Annotated in this window: 19 protein-coding genes and 1 pseudogene; 16 read left to right on the top strand and 4 right to left on the bottom strand. The window is 65.1% G+C overall.

Going from position 1 to position 20,659, the window contains the following annotated elements:
• Positions 1-64: 64 nt before the first annotated feature.
• The 5 genes from BPNPMPFG_RS30260 to BPNPMPFG_RS30240 are packed head-to-tail and all read left to right on the top strand — an operon-like array spanning position 65 to position 4,806.
• Positions 65-865, top strand: coding sequence for an ABC transporter ATP-binding protein (locus BPNPMPFG_RS30260; protein WP_258592219.1), 801 nt, complete (start codon positions 65-67; stop codon positions 863-865).
• Positions 862-1,629: a branched-chain amino acid ABC transporter ATP-binding protein gene (locus BPNPMPFG_RS30255; RefSeq protein ID WP_258592218.1), complete on the top strand. Its 768-nt coding sequence runs from the start codon at positions 862-864 to the stop codon at positions 1,627-1,629. The genes BPNPMPFG_RS30260 and BPNPMPFG_RS30255 overlap by 4 nt, the downstream gene beginning before the upstream one ends.
• Entirely contained in the window at positions 1,626-2,534 is a 909-nt protein-coding gene (locus BPNPMPFG_RS30250; RefSeq protein WP_258592217.1) for a branched-chain amino acid ABC transporter permease, read from the top strand. The genes BPNPMPFG_RS30255 and BPNPMPFG_RS30250 overlap by 4 nt, the downstream gene beginning before the upstream one ends.
• Positions 2,531-3,505 carry a branched-chain amino acid ABC transporter permease gene (locus BPNPMPFG_RS30245; RefSeq protein WP_258596986.1) on the top strand — a complete coding sequence of 325 codons (975 nt, stop codon included), beginning with the start codon at positions 2,531-2,533 and terminating at the stop codon, positions 3,503-3,505. The genes BPNPMPFG_RS30250 and BPNPMPFG_RS30245 overlap by 4 nt, the downstream gene beginning before the upstream one ends.
• Positions 3,502-4,806: an NAD(P)/FAD-dependent oxidoreductase gene (locus BPNPMPFG_RS30240; protein WP_258592216.1), complete on the top strand. Its 1,305-nt coding sequence runs from the start codon at positions 3,502-3,504 to the stop codon at positions 4,804-4,806. Before BPNPMPFG_RS30245 ends, BPNPMPFG_RS30240 begins: the two co-directional genes overlap by 4 nt.
• A gap of 8 nt (positions 4,807-4,814) precedes the next feature.
• Here the strand turns inward: BPNPMPFG_RS30240 and BPNPMPFG_RS30235 are convergent, their stop codons facing one another.
• The 4 genes and pseudogenes from BPNPMPFG_RS30235 to BPNPMPFG_RS30220 all read right to left on the bottom strand — a co-directional run bounded on the left by BPNPMPFG_RS30235 (position 4,815) and on the right by BPNPMPFG_RS30220 (position 9,155).
• Positions 4,815-5,471, bottom strand: a complete 657-nt coding sequence (locus BPNPMPFG_RS30235; RefSeq protein WP_258592215.1) for a GntR family transcriptional regulator — start codon at positions 5,469-5,471, stop codon at positions 4,815-4,817.
• Between the two features lie 15 nt (positions 5,472-5,486).
• On the bottom strand, positions 5,487-6,797 hold the full coding sequence (locus tag BPNPMPFG_RS30230) for an aspartate aminotransferase family protein (RefSeq protein WP_258592214.1): 1,311 nt from the start codon (positions 6,795-6,797) through the stop codon (positions 5,487-5,489).
• Complete coding sequence (locus BPNPMPFG_RS30225) at positions 6,798-7,856, bottom strand: phosphotransferase (protein ID WP_258592213.1); 1,059 nt, start codon at positions 7,854-7,856, stop codon at positions 6,798-6,800.
• A pseudogene (locus BPNPMPFG_RS30220) lies at positions 7,853-9,155 on the bottom strand (ArgE/DapE family deacylase). Before BPNPMPFG_RS30220 ends, BPNPMPFG_RS30225 begins: the two are co-directional and overlap by 4 nt.
• A 181-nt stretch (positions 9,156-9,336) precedes the next feature.
• On the opposite strand from BPNPMPFG_RS30220, the gene BPNPMPFG_RS30215 reads away from it, so the two are divergent.
• From BPNPMPFG_RS30215 to BPNPMPFG_RS30165, 11 genes are all read left to right on the top strand, one after another.
• The gene (locus tag BPNPMPFG_RS30215) at positions 9,337-10,005 is read left to right on the top strand and encodes a GNAT family N-acetyltransferase (protein WP_258592212.1); all 669 of its coding nucleotides are present in this window, start codon (positions 9,337-9,339) and stop codon (positions 10,003-10,005) included.
• Complete coding sequence (locus BPNPMPFG_RS30210; RefSeq protein WP_258592211.1) at positions 10,006-12,720, top strand: winged helix-turn-helix domain-containing protein; 2,715 nt, start codon at positions 10,006-10,008, stop codon at positions 12,718-12,720.
• A gap of 84 nt (positions 12,721-12,804) precedes the next feature.
• A complete protein-coding gene (locus BPNPMPFG_RS30205; protein WP_258592210.1) occupies positions 12,805-13,926 on the top strand; it encodes a class II histone deacetylase in 1,122 nt (373 codons plus the stop codon).
• A 4-nt stretch (positions 13,927-13,930) separates the two neighbouring features.
• Entirely contained in the window at positions 13,931-14,788 is an 858-nt protein-coding gene (gene urtB, locus BPNPMPFG_RS30200; RefSeq protein ID WP_258592209.1) for an urea ABC transporter permease subunit UrtB, read from the top strand.
• Complete coding sequence (locus BPNPMPFG_RS30195; protein ID WP_258592208.1) at positions 14,785-15,771, top strand: branched-chain amino acid ABC transporter permease; 987 nt, start codon at positions 14,785-14,787, stop codon at positions 15,769-15,771. Before urtB ends, BPNPMPFG_RS30195 begins: the two co-directional genes overlap by 4 nt.
• The gene (locus tag BPNPMPFG_RS30190) at positions 15,768-16,472 is read left to right on the top strand and encodes an ATP-binding cassette domain-containing protein (RefSeq protein WP_258592207.1); all 705 of its coding nucleotides are present in this window, start codon (positions 15,768-15,770) and stop codon (positions 16,470-16,472) included. The genes BPNPMPFG_RS30195 and BPNPMPFG_RS30190 overlap by 4 nt, the downstream gene beginning before the upstream one ends.
• A gap of 2 nt (positions 16,473-16,474) precedes the next feature.
• Positions 16,475-17,176: an ABC transporter ATP-binding protein gene (locus tag BPNPMPFG_RS30185; RefSeq protein WP_258592206.1), complete on the top strand. Its 702-nt coding sequence runs from the start codon at positions 16,475-16,477 to the stop codon at positions 17,174-17,176.
• Positions 17,177-17,257: 81 nt separating this feature from the next.
• Entirely contained in the window at positions 17,258-18,427 is a 1,170-nt protein-coding gene (locus BPNPMPFG_RS30180; protein WP_258592205.1) for a substrate-binding protein, read from the top strand.
• A gap of 91 nt (positions 18,428-18,518) precedes the next feature.
• Complete coding sequence (locus tag BPNPMPFG_RS30175; RefSeq protein WP_258592204.1) at positions 18,519-18,995, top strand: hypothetical protein; 477 nt, start codon at positions 18,519-18,521, stop codon at positions 18,993-18,995.
• 256 nt (positions 18,996-19,251) lie between these two features.
• Entirely contained in the window at positions 19,252-19,551 is a 300-nt protein-coding gene (locus tag BPNPMPFG_RS30170; RefSeq protein WP_258592203.1) for a TFIIB-type zinc ribbon-containing protein, read from the top strand.
• A gap of 73 nt (positions 19,552-19,624) precedes the next feature.
• A complete protein-coding gene (locus BPNPMPFG_RS30165; protein ID WP_258592202.1) occupies positions 19,625-20,617 on the top strand; it encodes a Tim44 domain-containing protein in 993 nt (330 codons plus the stop codon).
• The last annotated feature ends 42 nt before the right edge of the window (positions 20,618-20,659 follow it).

The following is a 20,659-nucleotide window of genomic DNA, read 5'->3' as shown; positions in this document are numbered from 1 at the left end:
AGCAAGTGTGATCACAAATCAAAAATCAGGAGACGGCAACGATCGTCTCCGGCCAGAGGGTTTGATGAGCGAGACAGCCGAACGGCAAGGGCAGGAGACCCGCGCGCCGGTTCTGACGGCAAGGAACGTCGTCAGGCGGTTCGGCGGGCTTGTCGCCGTCAACGACGTCTCGTTCGATGTCAGGGCGGGAGAAATCCTTGGCCTGATCGGGCCGAACGGCGCCGGCAAGACGACGATGTTCGATCTGCTCGCCGGCAGCATCCTGCCGACCAGCGGCGATATCCTGCTCAACTGCACGCGCGTTTCGGGGGAAGCCGCGCATCTGCGCATCGGCCGCGGTCTTGGCCGCACCTTCCAGATCCCGAGGCCGTTGCCCAACCTGACGCTGATCGAAAACATCATGCTGGCGGCGCAGGACCAGGCCGGAGAAAAGCTGCTTGCCAACTTCGTCACGCCGTGGCGCGTGGCGGCGCAGGAGAGAGCGGCCAGGGCAAAGGCGCTGGAACTGCTGGAGTTGGTCACCCTCACCCACCTCGCGCAGGAGCCGGCCCGCGTGCTGTCCGGCGGCCAGCGCAAGCTGCTCGAACTCGCCCGCGTCATGATGGCCGATCCGGCGATCATCCTGCTCGACGAACCGGCGGCGGGTGTCAACGCGACGCTGCTCGAAGTCATCATAGACCGCATCCGCGACATCAACGCCCGCGGCATCACCTTCCTGCTGATCGAGCACAACATCGACATGGTGACGCGGCTCTGCCATCGGGTCCTCGTCATGGCGAGCGGCCAGTTGCTCAGCGAAGGCACGGCGGAACAGGTCGCCCGCGACCCGCGCGTCATCGAGGCCTATCTCGGAGGCACGGCATGAGCGAGACCGTCCTCGACGTCCGCGATCTGGAAGCCGGTTACGAGCCCGGCGTACCGATCGTGCGCGGCGCCTCTATCACCGTCAGCAAAGGCGAGATCGTCGTCGTGCTCGGTCCCAACGGCGCCGGTAAGTCGAGCTTCATCAAGGCCATTGCCGGCCTCGTCCCGATCACCGGCGGCACGGTGTTTCTGGACGGAAAAGACATTACCGCCGCGCCCGCCCATACCATGGTGCGGCTTGGCCTGGCCTTCGTTCCGCAAACCGAAAACATCTTCCCGCTGATGTCGGTCGAGGACAATTTGAAGGTCGCTTGCGGCATCCTCGAGCGGCGCGAAATCCCGGCCCGCATCGAGGAGATGTATGTCGCCTTCCCCGACCTCGTCCGCCAGCGCCGGACCCCCGCCGGCAACCTCTCAGGCGGACAGCGGCAGATGCTCGCCGTCGCACGGGCGCTGATCGTCCACCCCAAGGTGCTGGTGCTCGACGAGCCGTCGGCCGGGCTGGCGCCGAAATTCGTCTCGATGGTGTTCGAGATGCTGGCCGGTATCCGCAAGTCCGGCGTCACCATCCTGCTGGTTGAACAGAACGCCAAGGCAGCGCTTGCCATCGGCGACCGCGCCTATGTGCTGGTCGAAGGCAAGGACCGGCACCAAGGCGTCGCCTCCGAATTGTGGAACGACCCGGTGGTCGCCGAACTCTATCTTGGCCAGCGCCCCCTCAAGGCAGAAAAGACATTGCACGCTGGGAAGGGAGGCGCGGCATGAACCTGCAATTCGTCGTCGACGGGCTTTTGACCGGTTCGATGATCGGCCTCGGCGCCATCGGCGTGACGCTCACCTATTCGATCCTGCGCTTCTCCAACTTCGCCCATGGCGACTTCATGGCCTGGGGCAGCTACGCGACGCTGGCCGTCGTCAGCGCCATCGGCGCGACAGTCGGCAAGGTGGCGCCGATCGCACCGCTGTCCTTCGGCTGGCCGCTCCTTGTCGCGTTGATCATCGGCATGGCATTTACCGCGCTCCTGGCACTGCTGCTCGACAAGCTGCTGTTTGCGCGACTGCGCTCGCAGGGCCAGGCGATCATCGTGGTGATGGCGAGTTTCGGCGCCTCGATGGCGCTCAGAAGCCTGCTCGAATTCACCTTCACCTCGCGCCCGACCTATTTCAGCCGGGCGATCCAGATCGCCATGCCGGTCGGCTTCGGCATCCGCATCACGCCCGACCAGATCGCCTTGCTGCTGCTGACCGCCGTGCTGGTGCTCGGCGTGCATCTGTTGATGACACGCACGCAAACCGGCCGCTCGATGCAGGCCTTGAGCCAGAATGCGGCACTGGCCCGCATCGTCGGCATCGACGTCGCCAGTGTGGTGCGCGTCGCCTGGATCATCGGCGGGGCGCTGGCCTGCGTGGCCGGCGTGATGATCGGCATTCTGGTGCAGATCCGCCCGTTCATGGGCTTCGACATGCTGCTGCCGATGTTCGCCGCCGCCATTCTGGGCGGCATCGGCAGCATCCCCGGTGCGGTCCTCGGCGGCCTGATCATCGGGCTCGCCGAAGCGGGCGCGGTGCAGCTGATCGGCGCCGAATGGCGCGCCGCTGTCTCCTTCATCATCCTGATGGCGGTGCTGTTTGTGCGGCCGATCGGCCTTTTTGGTGTGAGGGAACGCTGATGGACCTGCTCGGCTACGGCGCCTTCTTCCTGACCACCGCGCTGATCTTTTCGCTGGTCACGCTGGGGCTCAACCTGCAGTGGGGACTGACCGGCCTGTTCAATGTCGGCCTCGCCGGCTTCGTCGCCATCGGCGCCTATACCTCGGCGCTGCTGACCACACCGGACGATGCCGCGCGGCTGGGTGGCTTCGGCCTGCCGATCCTCGTCGGCTGGCTCGGCGCCATGGTCGTCGGCGGCATCGCCGCAGCACTCACCGGCATGGCGACGCTGCGGCTGCGATCCGACTACCTGGCGATCACCACGTTCGGTGTTGCCGTCGTCGTGCAGTTGATCGCGCTCAACGCGCAGAGATTGACCGGCGGCCCGTTCGGCATCGGCTTCATCCCGCGCCCCTTCGGCAGCCTCGCCGAGACGCCGCTGCTGTTCAACCTGTCCAACCTTGCGGTTGTTTCGGCGGTGACCCTGATCGTCTATCTCGCTTTGGAGCACCTGTCGCGCAGCCCATGGGGCCGGGTGCTGAAGGCGCTGCGCGAGGACGAGCGGGCGGCGATCTCGCTGGGCAAGAGCGCGCGCTTCTACCGCGTCCAGGCCTTTGCCGTCGGCGGCGCCATCATGGCGCTGGCCGGTGCGCTGCAGGCGCATTTCACCGGCTTCATCGCGCCGGACAATTACCTGCCGATCCTGACCTTCCAGGTCTGGGTGATGCTGATTGTCGGCGGCTCGGGCAGCAATCTCGGCGCGGTTATCGGCAGCATCCTGGTCTGGGCGATATGGGCAGGATCGGGCACCTTGACCAGCGTGCTTTTCCCGCCGGAGCAGCAGGCCCGCGCGGCCGCCCTGCAGATCGCCGCCATCGGCGTCATGCTCTGCGTCATCCTGCTGATCCGGCCGAACGGCCTGTTCGGCGACAGGCCACGGTTTGGCAAACGGGCGAAGGCCGCTACGGCCAAGAGCAGCTCCGCATTATGAACGCCGTGGTTCGTCCGGAAGCGCATGGCGCTTCGCTCTGGCATGCCGTCAGCCGCAATCGCCGCGACCGGCCGGCCTTGCACGACCGGCTCGATGTCGACCTCGCCATTGTCGGCGGCGGCTTTTCCGGCCTTTCAACCGCGCTGCACGCCGCCGGGAAAGGGCTCTCCGTCGCCGTTCTCGAAGCCGAATTCATCGCCTGGGGCGCCACCGGCAGGAACGCCGGCTTCGTCGTGCCGAACTTCGCCAAGATGGACCCCGACGACATCATTGCCCATCTGGGGCCTTCGCGCGGCGCAAGGCTGATCGATTTCGCCGCTGGCAGCGCCGATCTGGTTTTCCGTTTGATCCGGCAGTATGGCATCGACTGCGACGCGGTGCAGAGCGGATGGATCCAGCCGGCGCATTCGCCTGCCGCCTTCGAGACGGTCAAATCGCGGGCCGGGCAATGGGCGCAGCGCGGAAGGCCGGCCGTTACCTTGGACCGGCAGGAGGTCGAAGCGCTGACGGGTGCGCGCGGCTATGTCGGCGGCTGGATGGACCGTTCCGGAGGCGTGCTCAATCCGGTCGCCTATGCGCGCGGACTGGCCGATGCAGCGGAGAAGGCCGGCGCCCGCATCTTCGAGCAGACGCGCGTCACCTCGGTCGATCGCATGGCCGATGGCTGGGTGCTGAAAACGCCATCAGGATCGGTGCGTGCCGGCAAGGTGCTGATCGCCACCAACGCCTATGGTGGGTCGCTCAATCCGTTGCTGCAACGAACCTATTTTCCGCTGAAGGTTTTCCAGATCGCGACCGCACCACTGCCGCGCGAAGTCCGCACGCGTCTCCTGCCCGGCGGGCAAGGCGTCGGCGACACCAGGCGCAATCTCTTCACCTTCCGCTTCGACGCCGAGAACCGGCTGATCAGCGGCGGCATGCATATACTCAGCGCCGGCGCCGATGCGCGCGTGCCGCAGGTGATCTGGCGACGGCTTGGCCGACATCTCGACCTGCCTGACCTGCCGCCGCTTGCTCACAGCTGGTCGGGAATGGCGGCGGTCGAGCCGGATTTCCTGCCGCACCTCATCGACCTCGGGCCGAGCCTTATCGCCGCCCGCGCCTGCAATGGGCGCGGCATCGCCATGACGACGGCGATGGGCAAGGTGCTGGCCGACTGGGCCACTGGGACCGATGCGCGTGACCTGCCGCTGCCCTTTGCGCCGCCGGCGCCGATCCCGTTCCATGCGGTGCTGCGGCACGCGCCCAACATGCTGCTCGGCTGGAGCATGCTGCGCGACCGGTTGGACAGGACGGGATAGGCCGACAGTCACCTGGCAGCGCCAAGGTTTGCCGACAAAACAGCGGCTGCCACGGCGATGTCTTCTTCTATGAACGTCCGGACGGCAGAACCGCTGCGCTGTTCCAGAGCGGCGACGATCTTGCGATGCGCGTCGTTCGACTGCGGAATGTAGCGATCAACCTGCATCAGCAGCTTGAGATACGGCCCTACCCGACCCCAGAGGTCGCGGATCATGTTGAGCAGGATCGGCGCGCCGGCATGCTGGTAGATGGCGAAGTGGAAGCCTTCGTTCAGCGTAAGATAGGTCCTGGCGTCGCCGGCCTCGATGGCATGCTGCATGCCTGCGAGCGTGGCCCGGATGTCCACCAGCCCGCTCTCGGTCATCCGCGACGCCGCCATCTCGCCCGCCAGTCCCTCGACGGCGACGCGGATGCGCGTCAGTTCCTCGAAGGCAGGCGCGGACAGCAAAGGGACGATGACCGAGCGGTTGTTCTGCATCTCGAGCAGCCGCTCGGCGACGAGCCTTTGCAGTGCCTCGCGGATCGGTGTCGTGGATATGCCGAACGTCTCGGCAAGCTTGCGGATGACCAGTGTCTGGCCCGGACTGAACCCGCCTGAAATCAACTCCTGCTTGAGCGCGCCATAGGCGCGGTCGTTCAGGGTTTGATGTTCAAGCTTCAGCATGCGGGCCTGCTCCGGTCACCAGTTCGATAGTGCGCGATCGAGCGTCTCGGCCAGTTGTTCGGCATTGTCCCTGGCAAACGGAAGAGGCGGCCTGATCTTCAGCACATTGCCGCGCGGGCCGCAGGAAGAGATCAGCACGCCGTCCTCGCGCATGGCTTCGACAACCGCCGATGTCTTGGTGGCGGCCAAGGCCTCGTCGCCCTCCGCCGTCAACTCGACGCCGAAATAGAGGCCATTGTGCCTGATATCGGCGACCATGCCGTGCCGGCTCTTCAGCATGTCCAGCAGCTCAGCCGTATAGGCGCCGACCATGCGGGAATTCTCGATCAGCCCCTCGCCTTCGATCACCTCGAGAACGGCGATGCCGACGGCGGCCGCGACCGGATTGCCGCCGAAGGTGTTGAAGTAACCGGTGTTCGAGCCGAAGGAAGCGACAAGCTGCGGCCGCACGAGCACCGCGCCCATCGGATGCCCGTCGCCGATCGGCTTGCCCATCGTGACGATGTCAGGCTCGATGCCATAATTGGCAAAGCCCCACATGCCCTGGCCAAGCCGGCCGAAGCCGGACTGGACCTCATCGGCGATGACGATGCCACCGGCTCTTTTGACGTGATCAGCCGCCTCACGCATCACCGCCGCATCAGGAAAGAAGATGCCGTCGCTGGAAAAAGCCGAGTCGAGAAGCAGGGCCGCCGGCCGGATATTTTGCGCGCGCATGTCGTCGATGGCAGCGGCGACATCCCTGGCGAAATCGCGTGCAGCGCGGCCATGGTCGCGGAACGTGTCCGGCGCTGCGACAGTGCGGTGCTGCGCGGGCACGGCTTTCGTCCCGATCGCAGCCGGCGACAATTGTGCCGTCGCGATCGTCGCGCCGTGATAGGCGAAGTCGGTGATGATCACCCCGGTGCCGCCGCTGGAATGCTGGGCGATGCGGATGGCGAGGTCATTGGCCTCACTGCCGGTGCAGGTGAACATGGCGTGGCCGAGAGGGGGCGGACAGGTGCCGAGAAGTTTCTCCGCATAGTCGAGGATGATCTCGCTGAGATAACGCGTGTGGGTGTTGAGCGTGGCGGCCTGCCCCGACAGCGCCTCGACGACGCGCGGATGGCAGTGGCCGACCGAGGCAACATTGTTGTAGGCGTCGAGGTATTTGCGGCCCTGGGCATCGTAGAGCCAGACGCCGCTGCCGCGCACCAGATGGATCGGGTTGCGGTAGAAGGCGCGATAGGTCGGGCCAAGCAGCCTGGCCCGGCGCTCGAGCAAGGCGCGCTCTTGTGGCGAAGCATCGGCAAAGGCATTCGCAGGCGAGGACTGGGACACGAGCATCTACTCCGGATTGGAATGGTCGAGAAAATAGCGGCGGGCGTCAGGGGACGACAGACCGTCCAGCCGTTCGAGCGAGGCCCATACTTCGGTGGCCAGACGCAGGACATAATCGCGTTTGGCCGGAAAGCGCTCCGCCTGCCAGCTGGCGATGTTGGCGATGAGCGCAAGGCGGGCACGGATCAGATCGAAAAGAATGCCGATCTCTTCGGCCTCGAGCCGCTGCACCGACTGGTAACCGGCGACGAAGCGTGCGGCGGGCGCCAACGGATGGCCTTCAGCCGGCCAGCGGTAGACGGCGCCGATGGCGAGATCGCAGATCAGCGGCGAATGGATCATGTCGCCGAAGTCGAGAATGCCGCTCACGACCTCCGGCCGCGACGCATCCATCACCACATTGTAGGAATTCATGTCGTTGTGGACGATCTGGGCGCGCAGTGTCGGGATGACGGGCGCCGCATGCTCCTCGAAAGCGTCGATCGCACGCTCGACCATGGCCCGCCGGCTAGCGTCGGCGATGTGCGCCAGCATCGGCCGCGTCTTGGCGACCTTGCGGATATCCCAGAGCAGGTCGCTGCCGGCGGCCGGATGGAAGAAGCCGCGCAGTGCCCGGCCAAGGCGAGCAAGGAAGATGCCCAGATTGCGATCCTGCGCCGCTGACGTCGGCGAGCGCGAAAGCAGCTGGCCGGGCAAATAGGTGACCAGCCGGATGATGCGCGCCGCCGAGCCACCGACGCCGACCGCGAATTGCGCATCGCCCTGCAGGTTCTTTCGCACCGAGGGAACCGGCAAGGTCGGATCGACCGCAAGGATGTGGTCGAGCGCCTTGTTCTGGAAGTCGGTGAAGCCGGCCTCTTCCGCCGGGTGGGAGATTTTGAGAACGAACTCACCCTCACCGTCCGTCTGGATGTGAAAATTGTGGTCGCGTTCGCCAGGCAGCGGACGCGCGGTGCCGGCAAAACCGTAGTGCTGGCGCAGGAGGGCCAGCGCGTCGATCGTCGACACATCAGGCGCGTCCTCGGCGAGTGTTTCACCGAAAGCGTCTGGCACAGCCGCATTCATGGCCTGGCCCCGGGATCGACAGGTTCGAGGCCGCACCAATCGGCGATGAACAGCGCGATGGTCTGGGTGACCTTGCGCACAGAATCGAGATCGACGGCCTCGTCATAGCCATGCGGCATGCGGCAGATCGGGCCGTAGACGATCGCCGGCGTGTCGGCATAGAGACCGAAGAAGCGCGCATCGGTCGTCGCCGAGGTAACGTGTTCCTGCAGCGGCTCGCCCCACACGGCGACATGGCTGCGACGCAAAACGGCTTCCATCTCGTCGGCCCCTTCGAGCACATACCCCTCGGCCATGAAGCCATTGTAGGTCAGGCGCGGCGGACGGTTGGCCAGGAACGGGTCGGCGCGCGCCGCCTCGGCGATGCAGGCCTCGATCTCGGCCCGGGCATCCCCAAGCTTCTGGTTGGGATAGGTCGCGACGCGCATCTCGAAGACACAGCGCGCCGGAACGCTCGATGTCCACTCGCCGCCTTCGATCTTGCCGAGATTGAAGCGGATCGGGTGCGGATGATCGCAAAAATGCGGGTCATCGACCTTGCGCGCGTTCCAGACGATCTCGAGTTGCTTCAGCGCCTGGATGATGACGAATGCCTTTTCGATGGCATTGGCGCCGGCGGAGAAGGCGCCGGACGCGTGCTGCGGATCGCCATCGACCTCGACCCGGAACCAGATCGGCCCGACCTGCGCCCGCATCAGCCTTGGTTCCAGCGGTTCCGGGATGAAGGCGGCGTCGGCGCGGTAACCCCGCTGAAGGCAGGCGAGCGCGCCGTTGCCGGTGCACTCTTCCTCGACCACCGACTGCAGGAACAGTTTCGCGGCCGGCTGATAGCCGAGGCTGCGCAACGCGGTCAGCGCATAGAGACACGCGGACAGGCCGGCCTTCATGTCGCCGGCGCCGCGGCCATGCATCCAGCCATCCTCGATCGCCGGATCGTAGGGATCGCGCACCCAGCGGTCGAGCGGTCCCGTCGGCACCACGTCGATATGGCCGTTGAGGATCAGCGAGCGGCCGGTCGCGTTTCGTGGCGTGTGGGTGGCTACGACATTGAAGGCATCGTCATAGGAAACCGCTACCGGCGAAAAACCCGGCAGGTCGCGAATCGCGTCGACGTCGACGCGCCACCATGTCGACCGCATAGCCGTCTGCTTCATAGGCAGCCGCCATGAACGATTGCGCGGCGTGTTCCTCGCCGCGCTGGGAGGGAAAGCGCACGAGATCGGCCAGGAACGCGACCTGCCGCGCGAAGCCGTCGTCGACCGCGCTGAGAATGGCCTCGTCCGCAATCCGCTCAGGCATCATATTTCGCTTTCATCTGGATGGTGTATCATATCTCATATGCCATTCCTGTGAAATGCAAGAGGCAGCGGCGCCAAAAAATCCGATCCTGGCCCAGCCGTCTCTTGTCGGCGCTTTCGCGGTGTTGGCATCAACGGCCGCAAGCCGATACTGCTATCGGACAGACTTGAAGAGGAATGCGTTGATCACCGAAGACACGATGCCGGCCGAAATCACCGATCTCGCCATCGGTTACCGGCGCCTGCCGGCGGGCAAGCTCGCCAATGCGGTGACATGGATGGAGGCGCGCGCGCCGCGACCCGATCTCGCGAAACCCTTGGCGATGGCCCGCATCACCATGCCCGATTGCAATTCCTATCGGGCGATCTTCCTCGAGATCGGTGCGCCCTGGCTGTGGGACCGCGTGTCTGAGATGTCCGACGCCGAAATCACAGATCACTTCGCCGATCCGCGCCAGCATCTCTACTACGGCTACGATGAAAGCGGCGCGCATCTCGGCATGGTCGAATTCTGCGTCGCCGACAGCAACGAGATCGAGATCACCTATTTCGGCCTGTTCCCGTCGCTGACTGGCCGCGGGTTCGGCAAGCGGCTGATGGCTGGCGCGCTCGAACTGGCATGGCGCCTCAATCCGAGCCATATCTGGCTGCACACAAGCAGCTTCGATCATCACAGCGTCATCGGTTTCTACAGCGCCTGCGGATTCGTGCCCTTCGCAACCGGGTTTGAAATCGTCGACGACCCCCGGATAAAGGGAACCTTGCCCCGCAATGCCGCACCGCAGATTCCGCTGATCGAAGCCGAGTGGCGCGCCAGCAATCTAGAGAACCGCCAGGTTGCGCAAGCCTAGATGAGAACAGCTCCGCAACCCGTCCCACACGCGTCGCCGCATCACCGCCGATGGGTTCGCCGCGAGACCATCCTGTCGACGCTGAAGCGGCATGGCGATACGCGCATCGTGTTGTTCGCCGCGCCCGCCGGCTTCGGCAAGTCGACGACGATGGCGCAATGGGCCGCGGAAGTCGCGCGCCTCGGCCGGCTGAGCGCATGGCTGTCCTGCGAGGTATCAGACAATGACGAGGGCGCCTTCCTGTCGCATCTGGTGGGGGCGCTGCGCCATCTCGTCCAGAACCCGGCGGAACTCGACCTCGCCTTCCAATCGAGCCCGATCCCGCAGCTCGATGTCGTGCTCGCCGCACTGGTGGCGGGTTTGGCGGCGCGCGAGGCCGACATCACCTTGTTCTTCGACGATTACCACGCCATCGAAGCACCGGCGGTGAAGCGGTTCATGGAGCGCCTGACGCGGCAGGCGCCGGCAAACGTCGCCTTCGTCATCGGCTCGCGCAGCCTGCCCGACCTGCAGCTCGGCAAGCTCAGGGTGCTGGGCGACGTCTTCGAAATCGGCCCCGACGATTTGCGTTTCGCCTCCTCCGAGGCCGAGGCTTTCTTCAACGAGAAGCTCGGCTTGAGCGTCAGCAGCGTCACGGTGGAAACCCTGTGTTCGCGGACCGAAGGATGGGCCGCCGGCCTGCAGCTCGCCTCGCTGTCGCTCAGCGCCACGCATGCGCCCGAAACCGTCATCGGCAACTTCACCGGCGCCAACCGCAACGTCGCCGACTTCCTGATGGGCGAAGTGTTTCTGGAACTGCCGCCGGCGATCGCAAAATTCCTGCTCTACAGTTCGATCTTCGAACGTTTTAGCGCCGAGGCCTGCCGCGCGGTGATGCGGGCGGCGGATGCCGAAGCCGCCATCACCGAAATTGAGACCCGCAACCTGTTCCTGGTGCCGCTCGACGAGGAGCGGCGCTGGTTTCGCTACCATCATCTGTTCCGCGACTTCCTCAGCCGCGAGATGGAAAGGCGCGAGCCGGAGATGATCGCGCCGCTGCATCTGGCGGCGGCCGAATGGTTCGGCGAACGCAAGATGCTGACCGAGGCCATCGGACACGCACTCGCCGCCAGCGACCAGGCCCGCGCGGCGGTGTTCGTCGAGAACAATGCGCTCGACCTCATCGCCCAGTGCCAGCTTCTCTACGTGCGCCAGTTGCTGGCGCTGCTGCCAAAAAAGCTGATCGACCAGCGCATCCGGCTGCAGCTCGTCGTGCTGTGGCTGGCGGTACACAGCAGCCAGCCGGAGATTGCCCAACAGACGCTGAGCAATGCACGCAAGCTTGTCGAGACCGGGCCGGCCGACGGCAAGGATCCCGGCACGTTGACCGGCACCACGATCGAGGCCGAGCTCGCGGTGCTCGCCGCCGCCGTCCACAGCACGCTGGAGCAGTTCGAGCAGGCGCGCGATACAGCACTGGCAGCCCTGCGCGTCATCGCGCCCGATGCGTGGTTCATCGAGGGTGCTACGGCCAATATCATCGGCTACAACCTCTATGCGCTGGGCGACCTCGACGGCGCGCGCGCGGCTGTGGACGCGGCGCGCAAGGCGCATGAGCGAAGCGGCAGCCTGCTCGGCGTCACCATTGCCAATTGCTACATGGCCGTCATCGAGCGCTCGGCTGGCCGCTTGCCCGCCGCCGAACGGCTGCTGCGCGACGCGATCGCCGAGGCCAGGGCGCGGATCGGTCCGAATTCCTACGCCGAGGCGCTGGCCGGCACGCTGCTTGCCGAACTTGCCTACGAGACCAATGCGTCCGGCGAGGCCCTGACCTTGGTCGAGAATCTCGGGCCGCTGATCGAAGGGGCGGCGGTCATCGTCTATCCGCTGGCGAGCGTGCCGACCTATGCCCGCGTGCTGCAGCTGACCGATCGCACCGAGGCGGCGCTGGACATGCTGGAGCGCGTCTACCAGCGCGTGCGGGGCTCGGTGTATCGCCGCCTTGCTTCGGTGCTCGTGCATGATCGCGTCAGGCTGCTGCTCGATCAGAACCGTGGCGCCGAGGCACGCACCCTGCTGAGCGAACATCGCCAAGGACGCGCCGAGGCCACCCCCACTGTTGCCAACGAGTTCGAGTTCTTCGCCGAGGGCCGCCTGCTGACGGCGGAAAAATCCTATGTCGCGGCGGCCGGTATTTTCGATGCGCTTCTGGAGCGCACGAAAAACAGCGGGCGCATGCGCCGCCATATCCTGGCGTTGATCCTGCGCGCCAAGAGTGCCGGCCATGACCAGCGCGAGGCCGACCGCTATCTGCTCGATGCGCTGCGCCTCGCTCACCCCTCTGGCTTCATCCGTTCCTTCGTCGACGAGGGAAGGCCTGTTGTCGAAGGGTTGATGCGGCTGCGTGCGGCTCAGGCAAGGACCGATCCGGCACTGTCAGCCTATGCCACGCGCATCATCGATGCCGCGCGGACGATGCCTGTGGCGATGCGCAAGCCGGCAGCACCCGTCGCCGAGAAGGAACAGCTCACCCAGCGCGAGACCGAACTGCTGCGCTATCTCGCGGAGGGCATGTCCAATCGTGATATCGCGATTGCCCTGTCGGTCAGCGAAACGACGATAAAATGGCATCTGAAGAACATTTTCGGCAAGCTGGCGGTCAGCAACCGCGTGCAGGCGGTGCGCGCCGCGCAAGCTTCGGCAAACCTCCGTACCCCTCCGAAAGGAGGGGCATAGATAACAGGCACAACCCCTCTTTCGGGTCGGGCCGCGTCATCGTTAGCCTGCTAGCGTCATCTGGCTTCGGAGAGGACGCTGCGGATGGCGACAGGTTACGTTTTTCACGAACAGCTGATGTGGCATGACACCGGCTCCAGCGCCGACATGATGCCTCCCGGCCGCTTTGTGGAACCTGGCCGGCATCTGGAATCACCCGGCTCGAAGCGCAGGCTGAACAATCTCATTCAGGTCAGCGGCCTGTCACGCCATCTGGTGCCGATCATTCCCGAGCCGGTCTCGGTCGAGGATCTGCTACGCGTGCATACGCAACGCCATGTCGACGACATCAGAATGCTCAGCGAGCGCGGTTCCGGCTTCGCCGGCCCGCAGGCGCCGATCGGCCTCAACAGTTTCGACATCGCGCTGCTATCGGCCGGCACCACCTATGCCGCCATGCGCGCCGTGCTGACCGGACGGGTCGACAACGCCTATGCGCTGGCGCGGCCGCCGGGGCACCATGCCGAGCCCGACCAGGCAATGGGCAACTGCCTGTTCTCCAACATCGGCGTGTCCGTGCGCCGGCTGCAGCATGAAGGCCTGCTCGGCCGTGCCGCCGTGGTCGACTGGGACGTGCATCACGGCAACGGCACCGAGACGGTGTTTTATTCCGACCCCTCGGTGCTGACCATTTCCGTGCACCAGGACAATCTTTATCCGACAGGGCGCGGTGCGCTGGCCGACAATGGCAAAGGGGCCGGCGAGAGTTACAACATCAACATCCCGCTGCCGGCAGGCAGTGGCACGGGTGCCTACGAATCGGCCTTCGACCGCGTCATCGCCCCTGCCCTGCGGGCCTTCAAGCCGGACCTCGTCATCGTTGCTTCCGGTTTCGATGCATCTGGCTTCGATCCGCTTGGCCGCATGATGCTCAACAGCGAATGCTTCCGCCGCCTCGCCGCGCGGATGGTGGCGCTGGCCGCCGAGACATCGAACGGTCGCCTGATCATGAGCCATGAGGGCGGCTACTCCGAGGGCTATGTGCCGTTCTGCGGCCATGCCGTCATCGAGACGCTGGCCAATCATCGCACCGAAGTGGTCGATCCGCTGTCAGACCATATCGACGACTGGGCCGGGCAGGACCTGCAGCCGCATCAGACTGATGTGATCGATGCCGCCGAAGGCCTGCTCGCCGGCCTGCGCCAACGCCTCGCCAGCGCGGCCTGACGCGATGGATTTTCTGATCACCACGCTTCTCAATGCACTGACGCTGGTCAGCATCCTGATGCTGGTCGGGCTCGGGCTGGCGATCAGCTTCGGCCTGATGAACGTGACCAATCTCGCGCATGGCGAGTTCGTCACCGTCGGCGCCTTCGCGGTCTACTTCGTCCAGAGCATCGGCGGCTCCTTCTGGCTGGGGCTGGCCGCCGCGCCCATCGCCGGCGCGGTGGTCGGCTGCATCCTCGAATTCGCCATCATCCGCCATCTCTATTCGCGGCCGGTCTCGACCGTGCTCGCCACCTGGGGCGTCAGCCTGATCCTGCAGCAAGGGCTGGAACTGACCTTCGGTCTCGGCGCCAAGCCGGTGACGCCGCCGATCGAGGGCACGCTCGACCTCTTCTTCACCGTCTATCCGGCTTACCGGCTGATCCTGATCACTATTGCCATGCTGACCCTGCTCGGCGTCGTCCTGCTGATCAGCCGGACGTCGTTCGGCCTCGACATCCGCACCGTCATCCAGAACCGCGAAATGGCCGAAGGCGTCGGCATCAACACGCGGCGCACCTACGCCATCGCCTTCACTTTCGGCGCCGCCATCGCGGGGCTTGCCGGCGGGCTGGTCGCGCCGCTGGCGATCGTGCTGCCGCAGATGGGGGTGAACTATCTCGCCAACGCCTTCTTCGTCGTCATCGTCGGCGGCGTCGGCTCGATCGGCGGCCTCGTCGCCGGCAGCGTTTTCGTCGGCGGCCTGACCAGTGTCCTGAACTACCAGATATCGCCGTCGCTGGCGCAAGCGATCGTGCTCTTGGCGGCCATTGTCGCCGTCCGGCTGCGGCCCAACGGCCTGTTCAACGGAGCGTCGCGATGATCGCCCGGGACCGCAACTGGCTGCTGATCTTCGCTGTCTGCGTGGTGCTCGCCATTCTCTATCCGCTCATTGCCGACGGCTATCAGCTGACGGTGATCCGCGACGCGCTGATCTTCGGCCTCTTCGCGGCGAGCCTCGACTTCTTCTGGGGCCGCACCGGGATACTGTGTTTCGGCCACGCCGCCTTCTTCGGCATCGGCGGCTACATCATGGCGCTGGTCACGCTCAACGACGCCATCCCCTTCGCCAGCCTGCTCGGCCTGGCCGGCGCGGTCGCCGGGGCGGCCTTCGTCGCCACCATCATCGGCTATTTCCTGTTCTTCGGCGGCATCCGTGGCAGCTATTTCACCATTGTCACGCTGGCCATGGGTGTCATCTGCCAGCAGGCAGCCGTTTCCTGGAGTTCGGTCACCGGCGGCGACAGCGGCCTGATCGGCATCCCGCCGATCGCGTTCGATGTCGGCGGGCTGCATGTCGATCTCAGCCAGGACCTGCCCTCCTATATCTTCGTCTCGGCCATCGTCGCGGTGGCCGTGCTGGCGCTGTGGTCGATCAGCCGTGGCCGCTGGGGCACGGTGCTGACCGCCATCCAGGACAATGAGGTCCGAGCGGCCGCACTTGGCCACAACGCGCCGCTGCGGCTGCTCGTCACCTTCACCCTGTCCGCTGCCATCGCCGGGCTTGCCGGCGCCCTCTATGTCTGCATGGCCGGGCTGGTGGCGCCCGACCTGTCCGGGCTGCTTTTGTCGACGGAGGTCATCGTCTGGGTAGCGGTCGGCGGGCGCGGCACGCTGCTTGGTCCGGTGCTCGGCGCCATCTTCATCCAACGCGCGCAGCAGACGATCAGCAGCTTCAATCCGAGCCTGTGGCCGCTGCTGCTCGGTTGCGTCTTCGTGGTCATTGTCTTCGTCCTGCCGGACGGCATCCTGTCGATCTACGCGCGGCTGAAGAGCCTGTTCACCGGCCGGAGGCGCGTGCAATGAGCGACGTCCTGCTCCAGGCCGAGAACGTCGGCATCCGCTTTGGCGGTCTGCAGGCGCTGGAAGCGTTGAACCTCACCGTGCGCGACAGAGAGCTCTGCTGCATCATCGGGCCGAACGGGGCCGGCAAGAGCACCTTCCTCAATGTGCTGACCGGCACGCTTCGTCCGACCAGCGGCAGCGTGCGTTTCCTCGGCCACGACATTGCCGGCCTGCCGCTGCACCGCATCGCGCGGCTGGGCATCGCCCGCAAATTCCAGATCCCGTCGGTCTTTCCCAGCCTGTCGGTGGAAGACAATCTGAAGGTGGCGCGGTGGGGCGTGCCCTCACCGGTCCGGCCGGTTGCTGAATTGCTGGAACTGGTCGCGCTCGGCAATCGCGCCTCGACACTGGCCGGCGAACTCGCGCATGGCCAGAAGCAATGGCTGGAGATCGGCATGGCGCTGGCGATCGAGCCGCGGCTGCTGCTGCTCGACGAACCGACCGCTGGCATGACGCCGCAGGAGACGCTGGCGACGGCCGAGATGCTGCTGCGGCTCAGGGGCGAGTTCTCGATCGTCGCGGTCGAGCATGACATCCGCTTCGTGCGGGCGCTGAACTGCGAGACACTTGTGCTGCATCAGGGGCGCCGGCTGCGCAGCGGTCCCTTCCATGACATCGAGACCGACGAAATGGTCCGCGACGTCTATCTGGGGAGGCGCTGACCGTGCTGCGGACAATGGCGGTCTCGGCCGGCTTCGGCCTGCTCCCGGTGCTGAATGGCATCGACCTCAGCGTCGCGCCGGGCGAAGTCGTCGGCCTGCTCGGCCGCAACGGCGCCGGCAAGACGACCCTGCTGCGCGTCATCGCTGGCGCGCTACGGGCGAGCGGCGGCGCCGTGGTTCTCGGCGACCGGGACCTCACCAATGCTGCGGCCTTCCGCCGGGCGCGGGCCGGCATCGCCCATGTGCCGCAGGGGCGCGGCATCTTCAACCAGCTGACCGTGCGGCAGAACCTGGAGGTCGGCACCCGCGCCGCTAAGGGGCGTGGCGACGGTGGTATTCCGGCTGACATCTTCGGCTATTTCCCGATCCTGCGCGAACGCGAAACGCAGGTCGCCGGCACGCTCTCCGGCGGCCAGCAACAGATGCTGGCGATCGGCCGCGCGCTGTGCGGCCTGCCATCGGTGCTGCTGCTCGACGAACCCTCGGAAGGCATCCAGCCGAACATCGTGCAGTCGATCGCCGAGCTGGTGCCACGCATCGCGCGCGAGCGCGGCATCGCGATCGTTCTTGTCGAGCAGAATCTCGATCTCGTTCTCAAGGCGGCGGACCGCTGCCTGGTGATGGAGAAGGGCAGGATCGTGCATGAAGGCACGCCGGAGGCGTTCGCCGACGAGACCCTGCTCAAGGATTTGTTGGCTTTATAAGGCGCGCCTGAAGCGCGCCTGGGATTTGTTGGCTTTGTAAGGCGTGCATGGGGCGCGCCTGAACTGGAAGGGAACACAACAATGATAAGCAGAAGAACTGTTTTGAAATCCGGCGGCGCCGCGGCCGCTTTCGCTATGGTCGGCGCGCCGTCAATCCTGCGCGCCGCCGATACGGTCAAGGTCGGCCTGTCGATCCCGATCACCGGGCTGCAGGCGATCCTCGGCGAGACGCTGCTCAATTGCTACAAGCTCGCCGCCGCCGAACTCAATGCCGCCAACGGCATTGGCGGCCGCCAGGTCGAATTGTTCATCGAGGACAACCAGACCACGACCAAGGGCGCGATCGATAAGGCCCGCAAGCTCATCAACGAAGACAAGGTCGACGTGATCATGGGCACGATCATTTCGCCGGAGCGCAGTGCGACATTGTCGGTGACCTCGAAGGCCAAGAAGCTGTTCTTCTACCCGACCAATTTCGAGGGCGGCGAATGCAACCGCTACTTCGTCGCCACCGGCCCGATCCCGATGCAGCAGGTCGACCCGATGATGCCTTGGGTGGCCGAAAACCTCGGCAAGACGATCTACATCATGGCCTCCGACTATGCCTGGCCGCAGAAGATGACCGAGGCGATCACGGCCGCCTATGAAAAGGCCGGCGGCAAGATCATCGGCGCCGATTACTACCCGTTCGGCACCAACGATTTCGGCCCGGCGTTCCAGAAGATCAAGTCGCTGAAGCCCGATGTCGTCTGGTCGATGGTGGTTGGCAACGACGCCGTCACCCAGCTCAAGCAGTATCGCAGCTTCGACATCAAGCAGCCGCTGATCGCGCCGCTCGACGAGGTCTTCAACAAGGACGCACTGCCAGCCGGCGTGGCGGCCGGCACCTACGCGCCCCAGCCCTACTGGATGGCGCTCGACAACCCGGTCAACAAGAAGTTCATCTCCAGCTTCCGCGAAAAGTTCGGCCAGGAGAAGATGGTCAACGGCATCGGCGAAGCCGGCTACAACGGCCTGCACCTCTACGCACTGGCCGCCGAGAAGGCCGGATCGCTGAAGGACGATGATGTGCTGGCGGCGCTGCCAACCATCGAGTTCGACGCGCCGCAGGGCAAGATCCGCGTCGACGCCACCAACAACCACACGCTCTGCCATTCCTATGTCGGCAAGGCGGCGGCCGACGGCATCGGCTACGAGATCGCTAGGGATTTCGGCGTCATCGCGCCGGTAACACCTTACTGCAAACTGTAGCGAACAAAGCCGCGCGGCTCAGGCACCTTGCGATGCCCGGGCCGCGTAGCTTCCAATCACAGGCGCGTATTGCAGCTCGCCGCTTTCGGCGATGCGAAAAGTTCCTTCGGAGCGGCTGATCCTGCCGGTGCGCCAACCTCAACCGCTGGACGACACATTGCCGGCCTTCCCCGGCCCAGAGAGCGCCAAGCCGATGGAGCAAGAGGTCCTGGTCAAGGGCGACGGCTTCCAGCGCTCGGTGTCGACGGACCAGATCACCGGCGAGACCGTCTATCAGGTCGTCAATGACGGCGGCACGGTGCGGCATCCGCATACGCGGATGGTCGTTTCGGCGAGGCATGTCGACCGGTTTACCATCCACCCCGACGATCCGAACTCGGCGGTCGGCACCTGCACATGGGAAAAGTCCTATGGCCGCGACGACTGGCAAGTGCGCCTTTGCGTGAAGGCGACGGTGCGAGCGCTGCGAAAAGTCTGGCGGATCGAGACCCACATCACCGCGCATGACGGAGATGAGCTGATCGTCGACCGCGCCGAGGTCAAGGAGTATCCGCGCGACCTCAACTGAGGGCGCCGGCACTGTGACCGAATACACAGGCCTCGGCCGCGAGCTACGATTTTCAGACAGGCCTGCGATGGCGAACAAATCATTCTCGCGGGCAATATCGCCCTTGAAGGCGCGGCTCCGTATTCCTAACTGTCCCGTGCGGGCCGGGCCCCTCTGACTGTCGCTTTTGGCGATTGTGATGTCGGACCGCTGTAACGGGCCCGTTTCCATGCTTTTCGTTCAAGCGGGCTCATTCCTTTCTGGTTCGGAGCCTCGCATGACATCTTCCCTTCTTGGTCTGGTTTGCCCCTCCTGCCGCGTGGCGCTCGTGATGAGCGAACGCCAGGGTATCGAGATCGATTACTGTCCGCAGTGCCGCGGCGTCTGGCTTGATCGAGGGGAACTCGACAAGATAATCGAGCGTTCCGGCAGGGATGCGTCGCCCGCACCGCAGCCACACACGGCAGCATTCTCCCAGCCGCAACATGGGCAGGGCCGCGATGACGATCATTCCCGCTCACAAGGCCAACGCTATCCGAAGCGGAAGAAATCATTCTTCGAAGAGTTGTTCGACTGACCGCATGACGCCCGGTACCCGGGCCCGCGTTTGCTGAAAACCTCCGAAACCACATCGATAAAGGTCCATCCCGATGATTTCCCGCACAAGCCGATTTGCAGCCCTCTTTGCAGGACTGTTCCTTGCATTCTCCATGGTCGCGATGGATCATGCCGAGGCCCGTCGCGGCGGCAGTTTCGGCAGTCGTGGCACGCGCACGTTCCAATCGGCACCGCCAACCAGGACCGCGCCCGCGCCGACCGCTCCCGTCGAGCGTTCGATGACACCCAACACCGGTGTGAACACCGCGGCCCGGCAGCCGCAGGCCGGCCTGCAAAGGCCCGGCTTCATGAGCGGCTTGGGTGGAACAATAATGCGCGGCCTGCTGATCGGCGGCCTGATCGGCCTGCTCATGGGCCAAGGCTTCGGCGGTCTGGCCGGCATGTTCGGTTTCTTGCTTCAGGCCCTGCTCATAGGTGGCGCAATCATGCTGGCCATTCGCTTTTTCCGGTCGCAATCCGCGCGTGGTCCAGTCCCTGCGCTCGCCGGTGCCGGCAATGCCCAGACTTCGAGGTTTGAAAACCGCGCAACGGCACAGCAGCAGACGGACACCGCACGCTCCTTCACGATTCCCGGCTTTGGCGGCGGTTCGGGCGGAGGCTCTCCGGCCACCGGTTCTGATGAGATCACGCTGGCCCAGACCGACCTCGACGCGTTCCAGCAGCTGTTGACTGATGTTCAGGAAGCATTCGGGCGCGAAGACCATGCCGCTCTGCGCCGGGCGGTGACCCCAGAGATGGTGTCCTATCTGTCCGAGGAACTGGCCGACAATGCCCAGAAAGGTCTCAGGAACGAGGTATCGGACATCACTTTGCTGCAGGCCGACATCGCGGAAAGCTGGCGCGAGGATGACCGCGACTACGCCACGGCCGCATTGCGCTACGAGTCTCGTGACGTGACGCGCGAACGAGCCAGCGGCAAGGTCGTCGAGGGCGACGATGATCATCCGACAGAGACGACCGAGCTGTGGACATTCACGCGTGAGAATGGCTCAAGCTGGAAGCTCTCGGCAATACAACAGGCTTGAGCCCCGCCATTTTGGTCCGAGGCTTCGGTGCGGGTGTGATGG

It is taken from the genome of Mesorhizobium sp. AR07, assembly GCF_024746815.1.
Classification (GTDB): Bacteria; Pseudomonadota; Alphaproteobacteria; order Rhizobiales; family Rhizobiaceae; genus Mesorhizobium.
This window is presented reverse-complemented; position numbering and strand designations above follow the sequence as displayed.

Coding starts and splice junctions, on each gene's coding strand:
- BPNPMPFG_RS30170 (WP_258592203.1), top strand. CDS start 19,252: ATGACATCTTCCCTTCTTGGTCTGGTTTGCCCCTCCTGCCGCGTGGCG.
- BPNPMPFG_RS30235 (WP_258592215.1), bottom strand. CDS start 5,471: ATGCTGAAGCTTGAACATCAAACCCTGAACGACCGCGCCTATGGCGCG.
- BPNPMPFG_RS30175 (WP_258592204.1), top strand. CDS start 18,519: ATGCGAAAAGTTCCTTCGGAGCGGCTGATCCTGCCGGTGCGCCAACCT.
- urtB (WP_258592209.1), top strand. CDS start 13,931: ATGGATTTTCTGATCACCACGCTTCTCAATGCACTGACGCTGGTCAGC.
- BPNPMPFG_RS30230 (WP_258592214.1), bottom strand. CDS start 6,797: ATGCTCGTGTCCCAGTCCTCGCCTGCGAATGCCTTTGCCGATGCTTCG.
- BPNPMPFG_RS30240 (WP_258592216.1), top strand. CDS start 3,502: ATGAACGCCGTGGTTCGTCCGGAAGCGCATGGCGCTTCGCTCTGGCAT.
- BPNPMPFG_RS30190 (WP_258592207.1), top strand. CDS start 15,768: ATGAGCGACGTCCTGCTCCAGGCCGAGAACGTCGGCATCCGCTTTGGC.
- BPNPMPFG_RS30255 (WP_258592218.1), top strand. CDS start 862: ATGAGCGAGACCGTCCTCGACGTCCGCGATCTGGAAGCCGGTTACGAG.
- BPNPMPFG_RS30205 (WP_258592210.1), top strand. CDS start 12,805: ATGGCGACAGGTTACGTTTTTCACGAACAGCTGATGTGGCATGACACC.
- BPNPMPFG_RS30165 (WP_258592202.1), top strand. CDS start 19,625: ATGATTTCCCGCACAAGCCGATTTGCAGCCCTCTTTGCAGGACTGTTC.
- BPNPMPFG_RS30210 (WP_258592211.1), top strand. CDS start 10,006: ATGAGAACAGCTCCGCAACCCGTCCCACACGCGTCGCCGCATCACCGC.
- BPNPMPFG_RS30260 (WP_258592219.1), top strand. CDS start 65: ATGAGCGAGACAGCCGAACGGCAAGGGCAGGAGACCCGCGCGCCGGTT.
- BPNPMPFG_RS30250 (WP_258592217.1), top strand. CDS start 1,626: ATGAACCTGCAATTCGTCGTCGACGGGCTTTTGACCGGTTCGATGATC.
- BPNPMPFG_RS30225 (WP_258592213.1), bottom strand. CDS start 7,856: ATGAATGCGGCTGTGCCAGACGCTTTCGGTGAAACACTCGCCGAGGAC.
- BPNPMPFG_RS30195 (WP_258592208.1), top strand. CDS start 14,785: ATGATCGCCCGGGACCGCAACTGGCTGCTGATCTTCGCTGTCTGCGTG.
- BPNPMPFG_RS30180 (WP_258592205.1), top strand. CDS start 17,258: ATGATAAGCAGAAGAACTGTTTTGAAATCCGGCGGCGCCGCGGCCGCT.